The sequence below is a fragment of the Lentzea waywayandensis genome (genome assembly GCF_900115955.1).
GTDB classification, from domain to species: Bacteria; Actinomycetota; Actinomycetes; order Mycobacteriales; family Pseudonocardiaceae; genus Lentzea; species Lentzea waywayandensis.
This window is the reverse complement of the sequence record NZ_FOYL01000014.1, coordinates 141,864-157,434: the sequence shown is the minus strand read 5'-3', so window position 1 is coordinate 157,434 and position 15,571 is coordinate 141,864. Positions and strand designations below refer to the sequence as shown.

Here is a 15,571-nt window from a genome sequence, read left to right as displayed (position 1 = left end):
CCGTATCGTTCCGGAACGTCGCTCCGCTTGAGTGGACTGTACTCGAAGGGAACCCCATGACCGTCTTCACGGTGAGCCCTGTCGTTCTCGACATCCCCGGCAGGCCCGTTGACCTGCAGCTGAAGGTGTCCGCGCCCACCGAGGGCGTCGGCCTGCCGATCCTGCTGCTGTCGCACGGGCAGGGCTACTCGAACCACCTGTCCTCGCTGAACGGCTACGCGCCGCTGGCGAACCACTGGGCCGAGCAGGGCTTCGTCGTCCTGCAGCCCACGCACCTGAGCAGCAGGTCCCTGAACCTGCCCGACACCACGCCCGGCGCGCCCATGTTCTGGCGTTCACGCGCGGAGGACATGTCGCACGTCATCGACCGGCTCGACGAGATCGAGAAGGCCGTGCCGCAACTGCAGAACCGCTGGGACCGCACCAAGATCGCCGTCGTCGGCCACTCGATGGGAGGCCACACCGCGAGCCTGCTGCTGGGCATGAGGACCGAGGGCGTGAGTCTGAAGGACGACCGCGTCAAGGCGGGCGTGCTGCTCGGTTCGACCGGCCGCGGCGACGCGGTCACCGACGTGGTGAAGGAGCACTACTCCTTCATGCAGGACGCGGACTTCAGCGAGATGACCACGCCCGCGCTCGTGGTCGCCGGTGACGCGGACGCCTCCGAGCACCTGACCACGATGGGCCCGGACTGGCACGCCGACCCGTTCCACCTCGCGCCCGGCCCGAAGGACCTGCTCACGTTGTTCGGCGCGGAGCACGGGTTCGGCGGCGTCTCCGGGTACGACGTCGCCGAGACCACGGACGAGAGCCCCGAACGGGTCGCGGCCGTGCAGCAGCTCACCACGGCCTACCTGCGCGGTCAGCTGCTCGGCACCACCGACTGGCAGGACGTGGCCACCGATCAGGGCAGCATCGAGTCCAAATAGGACCCAGGACCTAGTGGGCGTTGGGCTCCGGGTTCGTACCGGGGCGTGACAGGAACTCGAAGTCGCAGCCCTCGTTGGCCTGCGTGATGTGCTCGTAGTACAAGGCGCCGTACCCGCGTTCGAACTTCGGCGGTGGCGCCGTCCACGCGTCCCGGCGACGCGCCATCTCCTCGTCGGAGATCTCCACGCGCAACACCCGCGCCTCGACGTCCAGCGTCACGAGGTCGCCGTCCCGCACCAACGCCAGCGGCCCGCCGATGTGCGCCTCTGGTGCCACGTGCAGAACGCATGCGCCATAAGAAGTTCCGCTCATCCGCGCGTCCGACACGCGCACCATGTCCCGGACACCCTCGCGCAGCAGCTTGTCCGGGATGGGCAGCATCCCGTATTCCGGCATGCCGGGCCCGCCCTTGGGACCGCCACCGGCCAGCACGATCACCGAGTCCTTCGTGACGTCCAACGACGGTGAGTTGATCCGTGCCTGCAAGTCCTTGTAGCCGTGGAAGACCACGGCGGGCCCGGTGTGCCTCCACAACGCGGGATCAGCCGCCACGTACTTGATCACCGCGCCGTCGGGAGCCAGATTGCCGCGCAGCACAGCCAGCCCACCTTCGAACGAAATCGGATCGTCGACCGGGCGGATCACCGCGGAGTCGTACACCTCGGCTCCTTCGAGGTCCTCGCCGAACGTCCGCCCGGTCACCGTGATCCGCTTGAGGTGCAACGACTCCCGCAACCGCGACAGCAACCCGCGCAGCCCGCCCGCGTAGTAGAAGTCCTCCATCAGGTGCTCGCCGGCGGGCTGCACCGAGGCCAGCACCGGCACCTCGCGCGACAACCGGTCGAAGTCGTCCAGCGACAACGGGATCCCCGACCGCCCTGCCATCGCGATCAGGTGGATGTACGAGTTCGTGGACCCGCCCAGCGCCAGCACGGTCCGAATCGCGTCCTCGTAGGCCTCCGCCGACACCACGTCGTCGATGGTCAGCCCCTCGCGCACCATCTCGACCACGCGCATTCCGGACGCGGCCGCCATCCGGTAGTGCGCCGAGTCGACGGCCGGAATCGACGACGCCCCGGGCAAGGTCAGTCCCAGCGCCTCCGCGGCGGCCGTCATCGTCGAGGCCGTGCCCATCGTCATGCACGTGCCGGGGGAGCGGGCCAGCCCGGACTGGATCTCGGCCCAGTCAGCAGACGAGATCGTGCCCGCTCGTTTCTCGTCCCAGAACCGCCACATGTCCGTGCCGGACGCGAGCTTCTCGCCCCGCCAGTTCCCGCGCAGCATCGGCCCGGCCGGCACGAAGACCGTGGGCAGCCCAGCGGAAGCCGCCCCCATCAGCAACGCGGGAGTCGTCTTGTCACAGCCGCCCATCAGCACGCAGCCGTCGACTGGGTAGGAGCGGAGGATCTCCTCGGTCTCCATCGACAACATGTTCCGGTACATCATCGGAGTCGGCTTCTGATACGTCTCCGACAACGTGGAGACCGGGAACTCCAACGGATAGCCGCCCGCCTCCCACACCCCGCGCTCGACCTGCTGAGCCCGTTCGCGCAGGTGCATGTGGCACGGGTTGATGCCGCTCCACGTGTTCAGGATCGCGATGACCGGCTTGCCGAGGTGCTCGGCCGGGTTCAGGCCGAGCTGCCGCATGCGGGCGTTGTGCGAGAACGCCCGCAACCCCTCACCCTCGAACCACGCAGCGCTCCGCAAGGTCACAGCAAGCTCCACGAGTTCAGCAGCACGCCCACGGCCGAACGATCAGCCTCCGACAGAACCGAAGCAGGCGGCCGCACGTCCCGACGGCACAAGCCGAGCTGTGCCAACGCTTCCTTCACCACGGACACGTTGTTCGCCGACTCCGAAGCGGCCCGCATCTCCTCGAACTTCCGGATGAACTCCCAGAACTCCATCGCCGCACCGAACTCACCAGCCTGCAGACAACGGAACATCTGCACCGACAACTGCGGCGCCACGTTCGCCAGGCCCGACGTGAACCCGGAGGCCCCGACCGCGAAGTACCCCGGCGCCGACAGCTCGGCCAGCCCGGCGACCCACGTCAGCCGCTCCAGCCCGGCATCCCGCGCGACCGACGCGAACCGCACCGGATCCGGCACCGCGTACTTCACGCCGACGACGTTCGGGCACGCGTCCGCCAGAGCGGCGATCTGCGCGCCGCCGATCCGCGGGTTCCGCACGTAGAGGATCACGCTCAGCTCGGGCACCGAGGAAGCGATCGCCCGGTGGTAGTCGACCCACCCGTCCAGCGAGACGTACGGGTGCACCGGCTGGTGGATCATGATCCCCCGAGCGCCGGCCCGATCCGCGAACCGGGCGGCGGTGACGGCGGACGACAGGTCGTGCCCGACCCCGGCGACGATCGCGGCACGGTCCCCGACCGCGTCCACGGTGATCTGCAGCGCGCGCTCGGTCTCAGCGGAGGACAACGTGTAGAACTCGCTCGTGTTGCCGTTCGGCGTCACGACCGAGACACCGCCCACGACCATCCGGTCCACGATCGCGGCGTAGTTCTTCTCGTCGATCGCCCCGTCCGCGTCGAACGGGGTCACGGTGATCGCCACGACGGACGCCAGCTGTGCGGAGAGGTCATCGAACGACATCGGGAAGCTCCTCGACTACTCGGTCGGCGAAGGTCTGGATGTGGCGGCGGAGCAGGTCGGCCGCGGCGTCACCGAACCCCTCCTCGGCGGCGACGAGGATCGCCCTGTGCTCGGCCTCCTCGGCGTCCCAGGTCGGGCTGATGCCCCAGCCCGCGACGGTGATCAACGCGGCCTGGTCGCGCAGCCCGTCGAGGATCTGGACCATCAACGGGTTGCCGCACCCGGCGTAGAGCGCGCGGTGGAAGCGGCGGTTGGCCAGGCTGCGTCGGGCCAGGTCAGAGGTGTCGTCCAAGGCCGATCGGGCCTCGCCGAAGTCGGCCCCCGCCACGACGGAACGGCGCAGCGCCTCGGGCTCCATCAGCATCCGCACGTCGTAGACGGACGCGGCCATCGCGGCGTCGACCGCGCGGACCGTGGCCCCCTTGTACGGGCTCATCACGACGAGCCCCGATCCGGCGAGCGTCTTGAGCGCCTCGCGCACGGGCGTCTTCGAGACGTTGAGCGTCGCGGCGAGATCGGTTTCGACGAGCGCCTGTCCGGGCTTCAGCTTTCCATAAAGAATCGCTTCTTTGATCGATTCCAGAACGAAGTCCGTCCGGGACGCCGGAAGTGCTCCAGCCCGGTCATACATCATATATGAGAGCGTAGGAGCTGCTGGAGACCCAGGTCAACCGTCTTGTGTGGGCTGCACAACGTCCTTGTATCTGCGTTGAACCAACTTCCTCATCGGCTCGTTTTGAAGGTGTTGGTCACCGCTGCGCGCGGGACTGGAGAAGGAGAAATTTGAGTGCATCGTTCCGCGTAACCGTGTCCATTGCCGCGTCCGCCAGCGCATGGCACCGAACGTCCTGGGCACCAACGAGTTGAACGAGAACGACATGCTGATGGAAGAACTGCCACCGGAGGCCATGCTTGACGGACCTCCACCGAACGCGGACCACCTGCTTCAGCGCACGCTGGGCACGGTCCGCGATGAGAGACATCGGGCCGTGCGTCGCCGTGGGCGCATCACGGCCCTGTCATCGACCCTTGTGGTCGCCGGAGTGCTCGCTGGGGGCGTCTGGATGGGCCAGGGCCTGGGGGTGGGTGGCACCGCCGACGCGCTCTTGCAGGGGACCTCGTCGACGGGCGCGCACATGGCCGTGCAGGTCACCGACACCGAGGGTGGCCTGAAACTGGTCGCGACGGTCGACGGGATGCAGGACGGGGAAGCCTGCTGGCTGGTCGTGCACACGAAGGACGGACGAACCTTCACCGCCGGCTCGTGGAGGGCGCACGGCGGTGAGGTGACCTTGGCCGGGTCCGCGATGGTGCGGGCGGGCGACGTCGCCGGGGTCAGCGTGGTGAACCACGATCGCCTGCCGCTGGTGACCGCCCAGTAGAGAGCCGCCCAATAGGAAGGCGCTCAGTAGAGACGTGGAGCAGGACTCAGGTCGCGAAGACCTGCGAGTCGTCGGCGAACGCCTTCACCTCGAGGGCGTTCCCCGACGGGTCGCGGAAGAACATGGTCCACTGCTCGCCGGGCTGCCCGGCGAACCGGCGGTAGGGCGCGATCGCGAACTCCGTGCCCGCCGCCTGAAGCTTGTCCGCGAGCAGCAGGAACGCCTCGACGGTGAGCAGCACCCCGAAGTGCGGCACGGGCACGTCGTGGCCGTCGACGGCGTTGTGCGCCGCCTCGGGTCTTGGCCCTTCGACCAGGTGCGTCACGAACTGATGGCCGAAGAGGTTCCAGTCGATCCAGCTGTCGCTCGACCGGCCTTCCGGGCAGCCGAGCACGCCTCCGTAGAACGCGCGGGCCTTCCCCAGGTCGGTGACGGGCACCGCGAGGTGGAAACGAGGGATGGTCTGGGTCACGTGATGACTTCCTTCCACACTCGACCCAGGAATTTGACCCTCCTGTTTCCGCGATGTCAACATTTGGACATGTCCCTTCCCGCGGTCCGGCCCGTCGCACGCAGAGGTGTCGCGGGGGAGGCCGCCGACCGGATCAGAGACGCGATCCTGAGCGGCGAACTGGCCGCCGGCACGGCGCTCAAGGAGGTCGAGCTCGCGAGCCGGCTTGGTGTCAGCCGCGGTTCGGTGCGCGAAGGGCTCGTGCTGCTCGAAGGCGAAGGTCTCGTCGTGTCCGAGTGGCACCGCGGCACGTGGGTGCGCGCGCTGGACCCGGAGGACGTCGAGGAGATCTACACGCTTCGCACGGCGCTCGACGTCCTCGCGATGCGGACGGCGGCGGTCAAAGCCCGGAATTTCGACGCTCTCGACGCGGTTGTCGGGGCAATGAAACTTGCCCGGACGGACGCCGAACGGGTCGCGCTCGACATCGAGTTCCACGACGCCGTGTACGCGGCGACGGGGCATCGGCGGCTCGTGGAGGCCTGGCAGGCGATCCGCAGCCAGGTCCACCTGTTCCTGCTCGCCCGGATCGTCGGCGACCCCTCCTACCAGGACAACGTCGTTCCGGAACACGCCGGTCTGGTCGCGGTCCTGCGCTCCGGTGACGCCGCGAAGGCAGGGCGTGTGGCAGAGGAACATCTGCGCGGTTCGTACGCGAAACTCGTGGAGCAGCGGTGACCGGTCCAAATGAGACTGGCCACTTTGGTTTGCCCGAACGGGTTGGCAGGCTGTGACCGTGGCCCGGAACAAACCGGCGACCTTCGCGGTCGCGGTGGTCGCGGTCCTCGTCGTCGCGGGCTCCGCGGTCCTGCTCAACGGCACGTCCAACGGCGCGCCGTCCGCTGACCAGTACGTCAGCGAGCTCGACCAGGTGCTCACCGAACCGAAGACGCCGAACGTCGTCATCCGGTGCGGTGCGAACGAGGAACGCCACCTCAACGCGGACAACCCCGTTGTCTCGCCAGGCATCCCGTTCGGCGCGCACCACACGCACGAGTACGTCGGCAACAGGTCGGCCGGCGCCAAGTCGACCGACGACTCTCTCGCGGCAGCGTCCACGACGTGCGAGAAGGACGACCTCTCGACCTACTACTGGCCAGTGCTGCGCCTGACCGACGGCACCGGCCACGACGCGCACGCGGACGGCGGCGGCCTGCACGGCAACACCGGTGAGGTGCTCAAGCCGAAGAGCGTGGAGATCCGGTACGACGGCAGCCCGGTGAGCCCCGTGCTGCCGATGCCGCGGTTCCTGCGCCTGATCACCGGCGACCCGTCGGCGTTCACCGACGACTACGGCCCGAACGTGCGGGCCCGGTGGGGCTGCTCGGACCAGCCGGGTCGCTACACGACGAAGTACCCGTTGTGCGGCAACGCGACCACCATGCGCAGCTTCGACTTCGGCAGCTGCTGGGACGGCAACAACACCGACAGCGCGTCGCACCGCACCCACGTGGTGTTCCCGCTGGCCGGCGGGATGTGCCCGGCCAAGACGTTCCCCATCCCGCGGCTGCACGTCACCGTGGGCTACGACGTCCCAGCAGGTCGTCCGTACGCGATCGACAGTTTCTCCGAGGAGTTGCGAGACCCGGCGACCGACCACGGGATGTACATCAACGTGATGCCGGACGCGCAGATGGCGGAGCTGGTCGGCCACCTCAACCGTTCCCGCTAACATCCGGCAATTCCATTTTTTGGTTGAAACCCGTTGAACCGAAGCTCTCTGTCGCTCGTGTGTCGGCTGAGGTCTTGAACAGGACGCCCGCAAGAGGTGTTCGCGGGCGGGGAGGAGTGGGTGGATGGCGGCTTTGTTCTCCCGCAAACGGGAGACCGCGGCCGACGAGGCACTGATCCGATCGCTCTACGAGGAGCACGGTCGGGCGCTGCTGGCGTACGCGACGCGGTTGACCGGCGATCGGGCGGCTGCCGAGGACGTGGTCCAGGAGACCCTGGTCCGAGCGTGGCGCCATCCCGACGCCCTCGTGAACGGCAAGGGATCGGTGCGCGGCTGGTTGCTGACGGTGGCGCGCAACATCGTCACCGACAGGGTGCGTGCGAAGGCGGCGCGCCCTCAGGAGGTGGCGGAGTCCCCGACGACGCCACCGATCGAACGCGACCACGCTGACCAGGTCGTCGACTCGGTGGTGGTGCTCGAAGCGCTCGACAGGCTGTCCTCCGACCACCGCGACGTGCTGATGGAGATCTACTTCCGCGGCCGGAGCGTGACGGAGGCGGCGGCAGCGCTCGGGGTGCCACCGGGAACGGTGAAATCAAGATCGTATTACGCGTTGCGAGCCTTGAGGGAGACCTTCGGAGGTCAGAAGGTCGCACTGAAGGGGGTGGCCGGATGACCACGCAGCACGACCCGCAACTGCTCGGTGCTTACGTTCTAGGAGCACTGGACGAGCAGGAGGTGCGTGAGATGGACGAGCACCTGGCGTCCTGCCCTGAATGCACGCGTGAACTCGGAGAGCTCCGCGACATGGAGGCCTTCCTCGGCGAGGTGCCGCCGGAGGCCATGCTGGACGGGCCGCCCGAGGGCGGCGATCTGTTGTTGCAGCGCACCCTGCGCCAGGTGCGTTCGGAACGAGGCGGCGTCGCGCGCCGTCGGCAGTACACGCTTGGTGCCGCTGCGGCTGTCGTGGCCGCGCTGGTGCTGGGCGCCGGAGTCTTCGTCGGTAAGGCCACTTCACCCGAAGTGAACTCGGCCCTTCCCACACCGACGGTGGCACCGGACCCGGCGGGCACCAAGCTCGCCACGTTCACGGACCCGGTGACGAAGGCGTCGATGACGGTGAAGGTCGTCCCCGCCGCCGGATGGGTTCGCACGAACATGGCGATCAACGGCATTCCCGAAGGCGAGAAGTGCCGGATCTTCGTGGTTTCGAAGGACGGCAGCCGCCAGGAGGCAGGCTCCTGGGTGGTGTCCAAGAAGGGCGCCGCCGAGGGCACGAACCTGGACGGTTCCGCGTTGGTCGACCCCAAGGACGTGCAGTCCGTGGTGGTCGAGAACTTCGCGGGCAAGAAGTTCGTCGAGGTGCCGGTGCAGGCGTGACCGACAGATAATGGGGTCGTCCTCTTTGGACGGCCCCATTATCCTTTCCGCATGTCCGGAATCTTCAACCTCGACTGGCCCGATTTCCCCGACCGCGACTACGAGACGTGGAACCCGTCGCGTGGCGCGATGCTGTGGGCCGTCGAGGTGTGCGCGGACCACGTGCGGGACGAGCGACTCGCCGTCTCGCTGCGGGAGATCGTGGACGGCGGATACGGCTACTTCGGGCTGAGCTTCTACAACCAGGAGCAGGCCGCCGAGATCGTGCGGGTCATCCGCACCGACCTCAAGGCAGCGACCGAGTTCGTGCAACCGATCGCCGAACCGCGGAACGCGATCATCCACGCCATGGTCGACGAACTCATCGGCATGGCCGACCGCTGGGTCACGGCCTGAGCACGACTTTCCCTGCCGTGGCACGCGATTCCAGCGCTTCGTGCGCCTTCGGGGCGTCCTTCAGCGCGAACGGCGGGTGGACCAGCGGCACGAACCGGCCGCTCGCCAGCCCCGCCATCGACTCGTCCTCCAGCGCCCGCAGCCCACGCCGCATCAGGCCGGGCCCGAGCGCGACGGTCGCCGTGAGGCTGTTCGCGAACAACGCCTCGGTGCTGATCGGCGTCATGCTCCCGGACGCCCAGCCGTAGATGACGTGCCGCCCGCCCGGTCCGAGCGTCTTCAACGCCAGCGCGCCCGCCTCGCCGCCGACGCCGTCCAGCACCACGGTCATGTCCTTGAGGCCGTCCGCCCAGCCGGCCCGGGTGTAGTCGATGGCGGCGTCCGCGCCGTTGTCCATGACGAGGTCGAGCTTCTCGGTGCTCGCGAGGCCGATGACCTGCGCGCCGACGTTGCGCGCCTCCTGCACGAACAACGCGCCCATGCCGCCGGCCGCCGACGTCACCAGCACGACGTCGTCCTTCGTGAGCTTCGCCGAGTCGAGCACCGCGACCACCGTGCGGCCGGTGCCGATCATGGCGACCGCCGTCTCGAACGACACGTCGTCGGACAGCGCGTGCAGGGCGCTCACACCGGCCACCGCGAGTTCGGCGTAGCCGCCGTTCGCCTGGCCGAGGTGTGCGACGACCCGGCGGCCGAGCCACTCCGGCTCGACGTCCTCGCCGAGGGCGGTGACGACGCCGGCGACCTCACGTCCGGGCGTCATCGGGAAGCCGACCGGGCCGAAGCCGCCCTTGCGGATCGTGGTGTCGACGAGGTGGACGCCGGCGGCGGCCACGGTGACGCGGACCTGGCCCGCGGCGGGTTCCGGGTCGGGAACCTCCTCGAACCTCAGGTTCTCCGCCGGGCCGAACTCGTACTGCCGAATCGCGAACATGCTCGTGACGCTACGAACTCCACTTAACTGGAGGTCAACAGTCACTACGCTTCGGCGGGTGTCCTCCTCCGTCTTCCTGAACAGGCCCGGCGAGGATCCCGCCTGGACCTTCAGCTGGAACGCCTCCGCCGGGATGGTCGACTGGGTGGTCGAGGTGCTCGAGCGCCTCGTTCCGAGCCCGGAACTCGCCGCCCGCCTCACCGCGCACCGTGACCACGGCCCCGACTGGCTCGCGTTCAACAACTTCGACGACGACGAGGTGCGCGAGATGGTCCGGGTGATCGGGCAGCGGCTGGAGATCGAGGCGCGCAAGCGCTTCGGAGACCGGATGGACGTGCGCGGCCACGTCCAGGAGCTCATCGACCTGGTGCTGGGCTGGGGCGGTGGCCGCGGCTTCTGGGGAGGGTTCCGAGACCCGTTCCCCCTGTGGGTGCCCAGGGACTTCGCCGTGCGCTGGCACAACGAGGAGCGCCAGGTGATCTGCTTCTGCTCGGAGCGGGGGCCGGACGAGCCCACGGACGTCCTTCTGATCTTCGAGGGCGTCACGGAGATGAAGGTCCCCCCCAGTGCTGAGCCGCGTCGCGGTCGGCCTGGTCGACGGTGGCTACTCGCTGACCACGCCGGACTTCCCGGACGGGTACGTGCTGGCCGAGGCGTTCCAGTACCGGGAGAACGACATCACGGACTGGGACGCGTTCGGCTCCAGGGAGTACGAGAAGTACGTGATGAAGATGCTCGACCACCCGCTCGACTAGAGCCTGTCCTGTAAGCCCGTTGATCTGGGCATCTGGTATTTCTCTGCAGTGGTTGGTCGTGGTGAGTTGACGGATCGTGCGTGGGCGGCGATCGCGCCGTTGCTTCCGCCGGTGTCGGGTGGTGGGCGCCGGTGGCGCGATCACCGTCAGGTGATCAACGCGATCCTGTGGAAGCTGCGGACCGGTGCGCCGTGGCGTGACCTGCCGGAACGGTATGGGCCGTGGAAGACGGCGCATGAACGGCTGCGGTTGTGGACCAAAGACGGCACCTGGGCGCGCATTCTGGACGAGGTGATCGTCAAGGATGACTCCGTCGGCGATGTCGAGTGGGTGATCAGCGTGGATTCCAGTGTCGTGCGGGCGCATCAGCACTCGGCCGGAGCCCGGAAAAAGGGGGCTGCGCGGCCGAAGTCGACGCCCTCGCGGTCGACGGGGAGGGACTCGGCCGGTCCCGCGGAGGGCTGAGCACGAAGATTCATCTCGCGGTCGACGGACGTGGACTGCCGATGCGGGTGGTGCTCACCGCCGGGCAGGCTGGCGACAACCCGCAACTGCTGCCCCTGCTTGACGGTATCCGCGTCCGGCGTGACGGGCCTGGGCGTCCGCGATCACGCCCAGACGTCGTGATCGCGGACAAGGCGTACTCGCATCCCTCGACACGGCAGGCATTACGCCGGCGCGGGATCACGTTCGTCAGCCCAGAACGCACCGACCAAATCGCTCAACGCGCGGCCAAAGGCGCACGTGGAGGACGGCCACCTGCGTTCGACACCGAGTTGTACAAGCAACGCAACGTGGTCGAACGATGCTTCAACCGGCTCAAGCAGTTCCGCGACCTTGCGACCCGTTACGCCAAGCGCGTCGCCTACTACCAGGCCGAACTCACCATCGCCGCCATCGTGCTCTGGCTCCGATGACTTACAGGACACGCACTAGTCGGTGGCGCGATATGACACGATCGTGTTGAAAACACGGTCGCGTGGAAAACCGTCATCGCGAGCCTGTTCCTGGTCACGTCGGCGCCTGTGGCGCCGGCGGCCGGGCCGGAGCAGGTGCCGCACGTCGTCGCGTCTCACTACCGCGGCCTGGGGGACGGCATCGGTCTCGGGCAGGCCAGGGACCGCCTGTGCGAGCTCGCCGCTCTGTGGCCGGCGGGGCCGGTAACACCTTCGGGTGCTGATCTTCGTCGGGTGGCCCGACTCGCGGAATGATCATGGTCGTGACGCTGGGACCGGAGTCGGTGACGTGGCGGCTCGGCTGGTACACCCGGTTCGAGCTGGTGGTGCTGGGCCGTGCCGTGCTGATGCAGGTCGCGCACCCGGTGATCGCGGCCGCGGTGCGCGACGGCTATCGCGCCGACCCGTTCGCGCGGCTGACGAGGACCATCACCTCGTCGCAGCTGCGGTTGTTCGGCGGTGAGCTGGCTGCCCAGGAGGCGGAGCGGCTGGTGCGGTCGCACGCGTTGATTCCCGGCGCGGACGAGGAGTTGTTCCGCTGGGTGCACGCGACCAGCTTCGACTCGCTGCTCACGGCGTACCGGCTGCTGCGGCCCAGGATGCCCGCGATCCACGAGGAGCGGCTGTACCGGGAGTGGCGGGAGACCGGGGAGACGCTCGGCATCAGGACGATGCCGAGCGATCTCACCGCGTTGCGCGACTACCTCGACGACGTGGTCGCCACCCAGCTGGCGTGCACGGACGGGGTGCAGAACCTGCTGGAGGCGTTCGAACTGCGGACCGGCAAGGCGCCGGGCACCGAGCACCTGCCGAGCGCCCTCTGGCCGTTGGTGCGGCCCGTCGCGGCACGGGTGCTGCCGGACTTCGCCGTCGGCACGTTGCCGGAGGCGTTGCGGGACAAGCTCGGTCTGGAGTGGACGGACCGGGACGAGCGCAGGCTGCGCCGGTGGATCCGGGTGATCCGGCTCGTCTCCGCGTTCGTGCCGGCCAGCCTGCTGCACTACCCGATGCCGTACAAGGCAATGCTCAGTGCGCGATCATCACGTGCTTGACGCGCGTGTAGTCCTCCAGGCCGTGCATCGAGAGGTCCTTGCCGTAGCCCGAGGCACCGAAACCGCCGTGCGGCATCTCGGACGCGACGAGACCGTGCGTGTTGACCCAGACGATGCCGAAGTCGAGCCGTGCCGTCAGTGACGCCACCCGGCCGGTGTCGCGGGTCCAGATCGAGGACGCGAGCCCTTGCGGCACACCGTTGGCGAGTGCGACGGCCTCGTCGTCGTTCGCGAACGCCTGCACGGTGATCAACGGGGCGAACGCTTCTTCTTGAACGAGCTCGTCGTCCTGCGCGAGGCCCGAGACCACGGTGGGTTCCAGGAAGAACCCCGCGGTGCCGTGCCGCTTGCCTCCACAGTGGACGGTAGCGGTGGAACCGGACAACAGGCCGAGCACGCGGTCCAGCTGGGCCTGGCTGTTCAACGGCCCGAAGTCGGTGCCGGGAACCTGGGCCGAGGCCGCCTTCACCAGTGCCTCGACGAACTCGTCGTGCACGGCGGAGTGCACCAGCACGCGTGACGCGGCCGTGCAGTCCTGGCCCGCGTTGTAGAACGCGGCGCCGACGATGCCCTCCGCGGCGGCGGCCACGTCCACGTCGTCGAACACCAGGACCGGCGCGTTGCCACCGAGTTCGAGGTGCGTGCGCTTCACGGTCGCGGCGGCGCTGCGAGCCACCTCGACGCCGGCGCGGGTGGAGCCGGTCAGCGACACCATGGCGGGCACGGGGTGCTCGACCAGCAACCGGCCGGTGTCGCGGTCGCCCAGCACGACGTTGAACACGCCCGCCGGCAGCACTTGAGCCGCGAGGGTGGCCAGCAGCACCGTGGACGACGGCGTGGTGTCGGCGGGCTTCAACACCACCGTGTTGCCCGCCGCCAGGGCCGGCGCGATCTTCCAGACGGCCATCATCAGCGGGTAGTTCCACGGCGTGATCTGCGCGATCACCCCGACCGCCTCACGGCGCTGGTACGAGGTGTGGCCGGGGATGTACTCACCCGCGGCGGCGGTGCCCAGAGCGCGGGCGGCGCCGGCGAAGAACCGGATCTGGTCCGCGCACTGCGGGATCTCCTCGTCCAGCAGGACCGAGCGGACCTTGCCCGTCTCGCGGACCTCCGCGTCGGCGACCGCCTCGGCGTTGGCCTCGAGGAGGTCGGCGAGCTTGAGGAGCGCGTGCTGACGTTCGCCGGGCGTGGTGCGTGACCACGCGGGGAAGGCGTCGGCGGCGGCCTGGACGGCGGCGTCGACCTCGGCGGCACGCGAGACGACCGCGCGGCCGAACTCCTCGCCGGTCGCGGGATCGACGAGCGGTGAGGTCTCCTGGGCGGAGGCTGAGGTGCCGTTGACGAAGTTCGCGACGATCACGTGTGCTCCAGATGCGTGGGGGCGAACATGCGCAACACCGCAGGCAGCACGACCACGTGCGGGCCGTCCCCGGCGAACGCCTTGGCGAGATCCTCGCGCAGCGACTCGGGCGTGCTGCGGGTGGCGGGCACGCCGAACGCCTCGGCGAGCGCCACGAAGTCCGGGCGGGTCAGTTCGGTGGCGGTGGCCTGGCCGAACGCGTCGGTCATGTACTCGCGCAGGATGCCGTAGCCGCCGTCGTCGACGATCAGCCACACGACCCGCGACCCGTGCTGCGCGGCCGTGGCCAGCTCCGAGATCCCGTACATCGCGCCGCCGTCACCGGACACCGCGAGCACCGGCCCGTCGACGGCCGCCGCCACGCCGAGCGCGGCGGGGAAGCCGTAGCCGAGCCCGCCGGCGCCCTGGGCGGAGAACTGCGCACCGCCGCGCGGATCCCAGGCCGACCAGGCCCAGTACGCGAGGATCGTCATGTCCCAGCAGGTCGGCGTGCCGTCGGGAACCGCGGCCCGCACCGCCGACAACACCTGCCACTCCAGGTCGAGCTCCTGGGTGGCCAGCCGTTCCCGCACGCTCGCCAGCAGCCCCAGCACCCGTTCCTCCGCGGCACCGTCCACCGCGCGGCCCGTCACGCCGGAAGTCAAGGCACGCAAGGCATGGCGGGCATCCGCGTGGATGCCGAGCGCCGGGTAGTTCGACTCCAGCTTGCCGAGGTCCGCCTCGATCTGGATCACCGCGCCGCGCGGCGCGAACGTCCGGTAGTTGCTGGACAGCTCACCCAGCCCCGAGCCCACGACGAGCAGCACGTCCGCGTCGGCCAGGAACTCCGTGGTGTGCCGGTCCTCCAGCCACGACTGCGCGGAAAGCGGGTGCTCCCAAGGGAAGTTGCCCTTGCCGCCGAACGTCGTCACGACCGGCGCCCGCAGTTTCTCCGCCAGCTCCAGCAGTTCGTCACGTGCGTGCAGAGCGCCACCACCAGCGAGGATCACCGGCCGGGCAGCACCGTCCAGCAACCGCACGGCCTCCTCGACCAGCTCCGCGCGTGGGTGCGACTCGCGCGCCGACCAGGACACCGACGTCACGGGCGGCACGGAAGCGGGCCCGAGCAGCACGTCCTGCGGGATCTCCACCCACACCGGCCCGAACGGCGCGGTCAGCGCGATCTCCCACGCCTCGGCCAGCGCAGACGGGATCTGCGACGCGTGCCGGACGACCCGAGCGTGCTTGACCACGTCCCGGAACGACGCCAGCTGATCGGTCAGCTCGTGCAGGTACCCGCCCCGGACCCCACCCAGCCCGGCGGAGGGGATCTGCGACGAGATGCCCAGCACCGGAGCCGAGCCCGCGGCCGATTCCTGAAGCCCGGCAAGGGTTTGCAGCGCGCCGGGCCCGGTCGACACCAGCAGCGGCGTCACCGATCCGGTGATCCGCGCATGGCCGTCGGCGGCGAAGGCGGCGTTGACCTCGGTCCGCGAACCGACGTAGCGCAGCTCCGATCGCCGCAGCGCGTCGAAGAGGCCGAGCGCGTGCTGGCCGGGGATGCCGAACACGGTGTGCGCGCCGAGCGCCTCCAGCGTCTCGACGACGACATCGCCACCGTTGCGCTCGCTCACACGCCCTCC

Annotated in this window: 18 protein-coding genes; 10 read left to right on the top strand and 8 right to left on the bottom strand. The window is 69.1% G+C overall.

All coding sequences use genetic code 11. The features are described 5' to 3' along the window. Positions 1 to 56 precede the first annotated feature (56 nt). Positions 57 to 929 carry an alpha/beta hydrolase family protein gene (locus BM417_RS38600; RefSeq protein WP_093604769.1) on the top strand — a complete coding sequence of 291 codons (873 nt, stop codon included), beginning with the start codon at positions 57 to 59 and terminating at the stop codon, positions 927 to 929. Between the two features lie 10 nt (positions 930 to 939). On the opposite strand, the gene araD is transcribed toward BM417_RS38600, so the two are convergent. The 3 genes from araD to BM417_RS38585 are packed head-to-tail and all read right to left on the bottom strand — an operon-like array spanning position 940 to position 4,182. Continuing rightward, complete coding sequence (gene araD, locus BM417_RS38595) at positions 940 to 2,646, bottom strand: L-arabinonate dehydratase (protein ID WP_218164698.1); 1,707 nt, start codon at positions 2,644 to 2,646, stop codon at positions 940 to 942. Continuing rightward, positions 2,643 to 3,548 carry a dihydrodipicolinate synthase family protein gene (locus tag BM417_RS38590; RefSeq protein ID WP_093604765.1) on the bottom strand — a complete coding sequence of 302 codons (906 nt, stop codon included), beginning with the start codon at positions 3,546 to 3,548 and terminating at the stop codon, positions 2,643 to 2,645. Before BM417_RS38590 ends, araD begins: the two co-directional genes overlap by 4 nt. Then, positions 3,535 to 4,182 carry a GntR family transcriptional regulator gene (locus BM417_RS38585; protein ID WP_245822558.1) on the bottom strand — a complete coding sequence of 216 codons (648 nt, stop codon included), beginning with the start codon at positions 4,180 to 4,182 and terminating at the stop codon, positions 3,535 to 3,537. Before BM417_RS38585 ends, BM417_RS38590 begins: the two co-directional genes overlap by 14 nt. Positions 4,183 to 4,381: 199 nt before the next feature. On the opposite strand from BM417_RS38585, the gene BM417_RS38580 reads away from it, so the two are divergent. Then, a complete protein-coding gene (locus tag BM417_RS38580; RefSeq protein ID WP_093604763.1) occupies positions 4,382 to 4,930 on the top strand; it encodes a hypothetical protein in 549 nt (182 codons plus the stop codon). Positions 4,931 to 4,976: 46 nt separating this feature from the next. Here the strand turns inward: BM417_RS38580 and BM417_RS38575 are convergent, their stop codons facing one another. Next, positions 4,977 to 5,402 carry a VOC family protein gene (locus BM417_RS38575; RefSeq protein ID WP_245822556.1) on the bottom strand — a complete coding sequence of 142 codons (426 nt, stop codon included), beginning with the start codon at positions 5,400 to 5,402 and terminating at the stop codon, positions 4,977 to 4,979. 69 nt (positions 5,403 to 5,471) lie between these two features. Here BM417_RS38575 and BM417_RS38570 point away from each other — a divergent pair, with 69 nt between their 5' ends. The 5 genes from BM417_RS38570 (at position 5,472) to BM417_RS38550 (ending at position 8,889) form a co-directional block, all read left to right on the top strand. Then, a complete protein-coding gene (locus BM417_RS38570) occupies positions 5,472 to 6,119 on the top strand; it encodes a GntR family transcriptional regulator (RefSeq protein ID WP_093604945.1) in 648 nt (215 codons plus the stop codon). A 58-nt stretch (positions 6,120 to 6,177) separates the two neighbouring features. Then, positions 6,178 to 7,113 carry a DUF1996 domain-containing protein gene (locus tag BM417_RS38565; protein WP_245822554.1) on the top strand — a complete coding sequence of 312 codons (936 nt, stop codon included), beginning with the start codon at positions 6,178 to 6,180 and terminating at the stop codon, positions 7,111 to 7,113. A 124-nt stretch (positions 7,114 to 7,237) separates the two neighbouring features. Next, positions 7,238 to 7,789, top strand: a complete 552-nt coding sequence (locus BM417_RS38560) for a sigma-70 family RNA polymerase sigma factor (RefSeq protein ID WP_093604759.1) — start codon at positions 7,238 to 7,240, stop codon at positions 7,787 to 7,789. Then, positions 7,786 to 8,493 (top strand): anti-sigma factor family protein, encoded by a 708-nt coding sequence (locus tag BM417_RS38555; RefSeq protein ID WP_093604757.1) that lies wholly within the window; start codon positions 7,786 to 7,788, stop codon positions 8,491 to 8,493. The genes BM417_RS38560 and BM417_RS38555 overlap by 4 nt, the downstream gene beginning before the upstream one ends. Positions 8,494 to 8,544: 51 nt before the next feature. After that, on the top strand, positions 8,545 to 8,889 hold the full coding sequence (locus tag BM417_RS38550; RefSeq protein WP_093604755.1) for a hypothetical protein: 345 nt from the start codon (positions 8,545 to 8,547) through the stop codon (positions 8,887 to 8,889). On the opposite strand, the gene BM417_RS38545 is transcribed toward BM417_RS38550, so the two are convergent. After that, a complete protein-coding gene (locus BM417_RS38545; RefSeq protein ID WP_093604753.1) occupies positions 8,879 to 9,823 on the bottom strand; it encodes a zinc-binding dehydrogenase in 945 nt (314 codons plus the stop codon). The genes BM417_RS38550 and BM417_RS38545 overlap by 11 nt on opposite strands. Before the next feature lie 34 nt (positions 9,824 to 9,857). Then, entirely contained in the window at positions 9,858 to 10,169 is a 312-nt protein-coding gene (locus BM417_RS47255) for a hypothetical protein (RefSeq protein WP_143138988.1), read from the bottom strand. 220 nt (positions 10,170 to 10,389) lie between these two features. Between BM417_RS47255 and BM417_RS38540 the strand changes: the two genes are divergently transcribed. The 3 genes from BM417_RS38540 to BM417_RS38530 all read left to right on the top strand — a co-directional run bounded on the left by BM417_RS38540 (position 10,390) and on the right by BM417_RS38530 (position 12,586). After that, entirely contained in the window at positions 10,390 to 10,578 is a 189-nt protein-coding gene (locus BM417_RS38540; protein ID WP_093604751.1) for a hypothetical protein, read from the top strand. Positions 10,579 to 10,626: 48 nt separating this feature from the next. Next, a protein-coding gene (locus BM417_RS38535; RefSeq protein WP_407656199.1) for an IS5 family transposase occupies positions 10,627 to 11,495 on the top strand; the annotation gives its coding sequence in 2 pieces (ribosomal slippage) (positions 10,627 to 10,995 and positions 10,998 to 11,495; 867 coding nt in all). Positions 11,496 to 11,785: 290 nt separating this feature from the next. Then, positions 11,786 to 12,586: an oxygenase MpaB family protein gene (locus tag BM417_RS38530; RefSeq protein ID WP_093604749.1), complete on the top strand. Its 801-nt coding sequence runs from the start codon at positions 11,786 to 11,788 to the stop codon at positions 12,584 to 12,586. Here BM417_RS38530 and BM417_RS38525 read toward each other — a convergent pair. Together BM417_RS38525 and BM417_RS38520 are read right to left on the bottom strand one after the other, a co-directional pair. Then, the gene (locus tag BM417_RS38525; protein ID WP_093604747.1) at positions 12,561 to 13,949 is read right to left on the bottom strand and encodes an aminobutyraldehyde dehydrogenase; all 1,389 of its coding nucleotides are present in this window, start codon (positions 13,947 to 13,949) and stop codon (positions 12,561 to 12,563) included. The genes BM417_RS38530 and BM417_RS38525 overlap by 26 nt on opposite strands. Then, positions 13,946 to 15,562: a thiamine pyrophosphate-binding protein gene (locus BM417_RS38520; protein ID WP_093604745.1), complete on the bottom strand. Its 1,617-nt coding sequence runs from the start codon at positions 15,560 to 15,562 to the stop codon at positions 13,946 to 13,948. The genes BM417_RS38525 and BM417_RS38520 overlap by 4 nt, the downstream gene beginning before the upstream one ends. Positions 15,563 to 15,571: the final 9 nt, after the last annotated feature.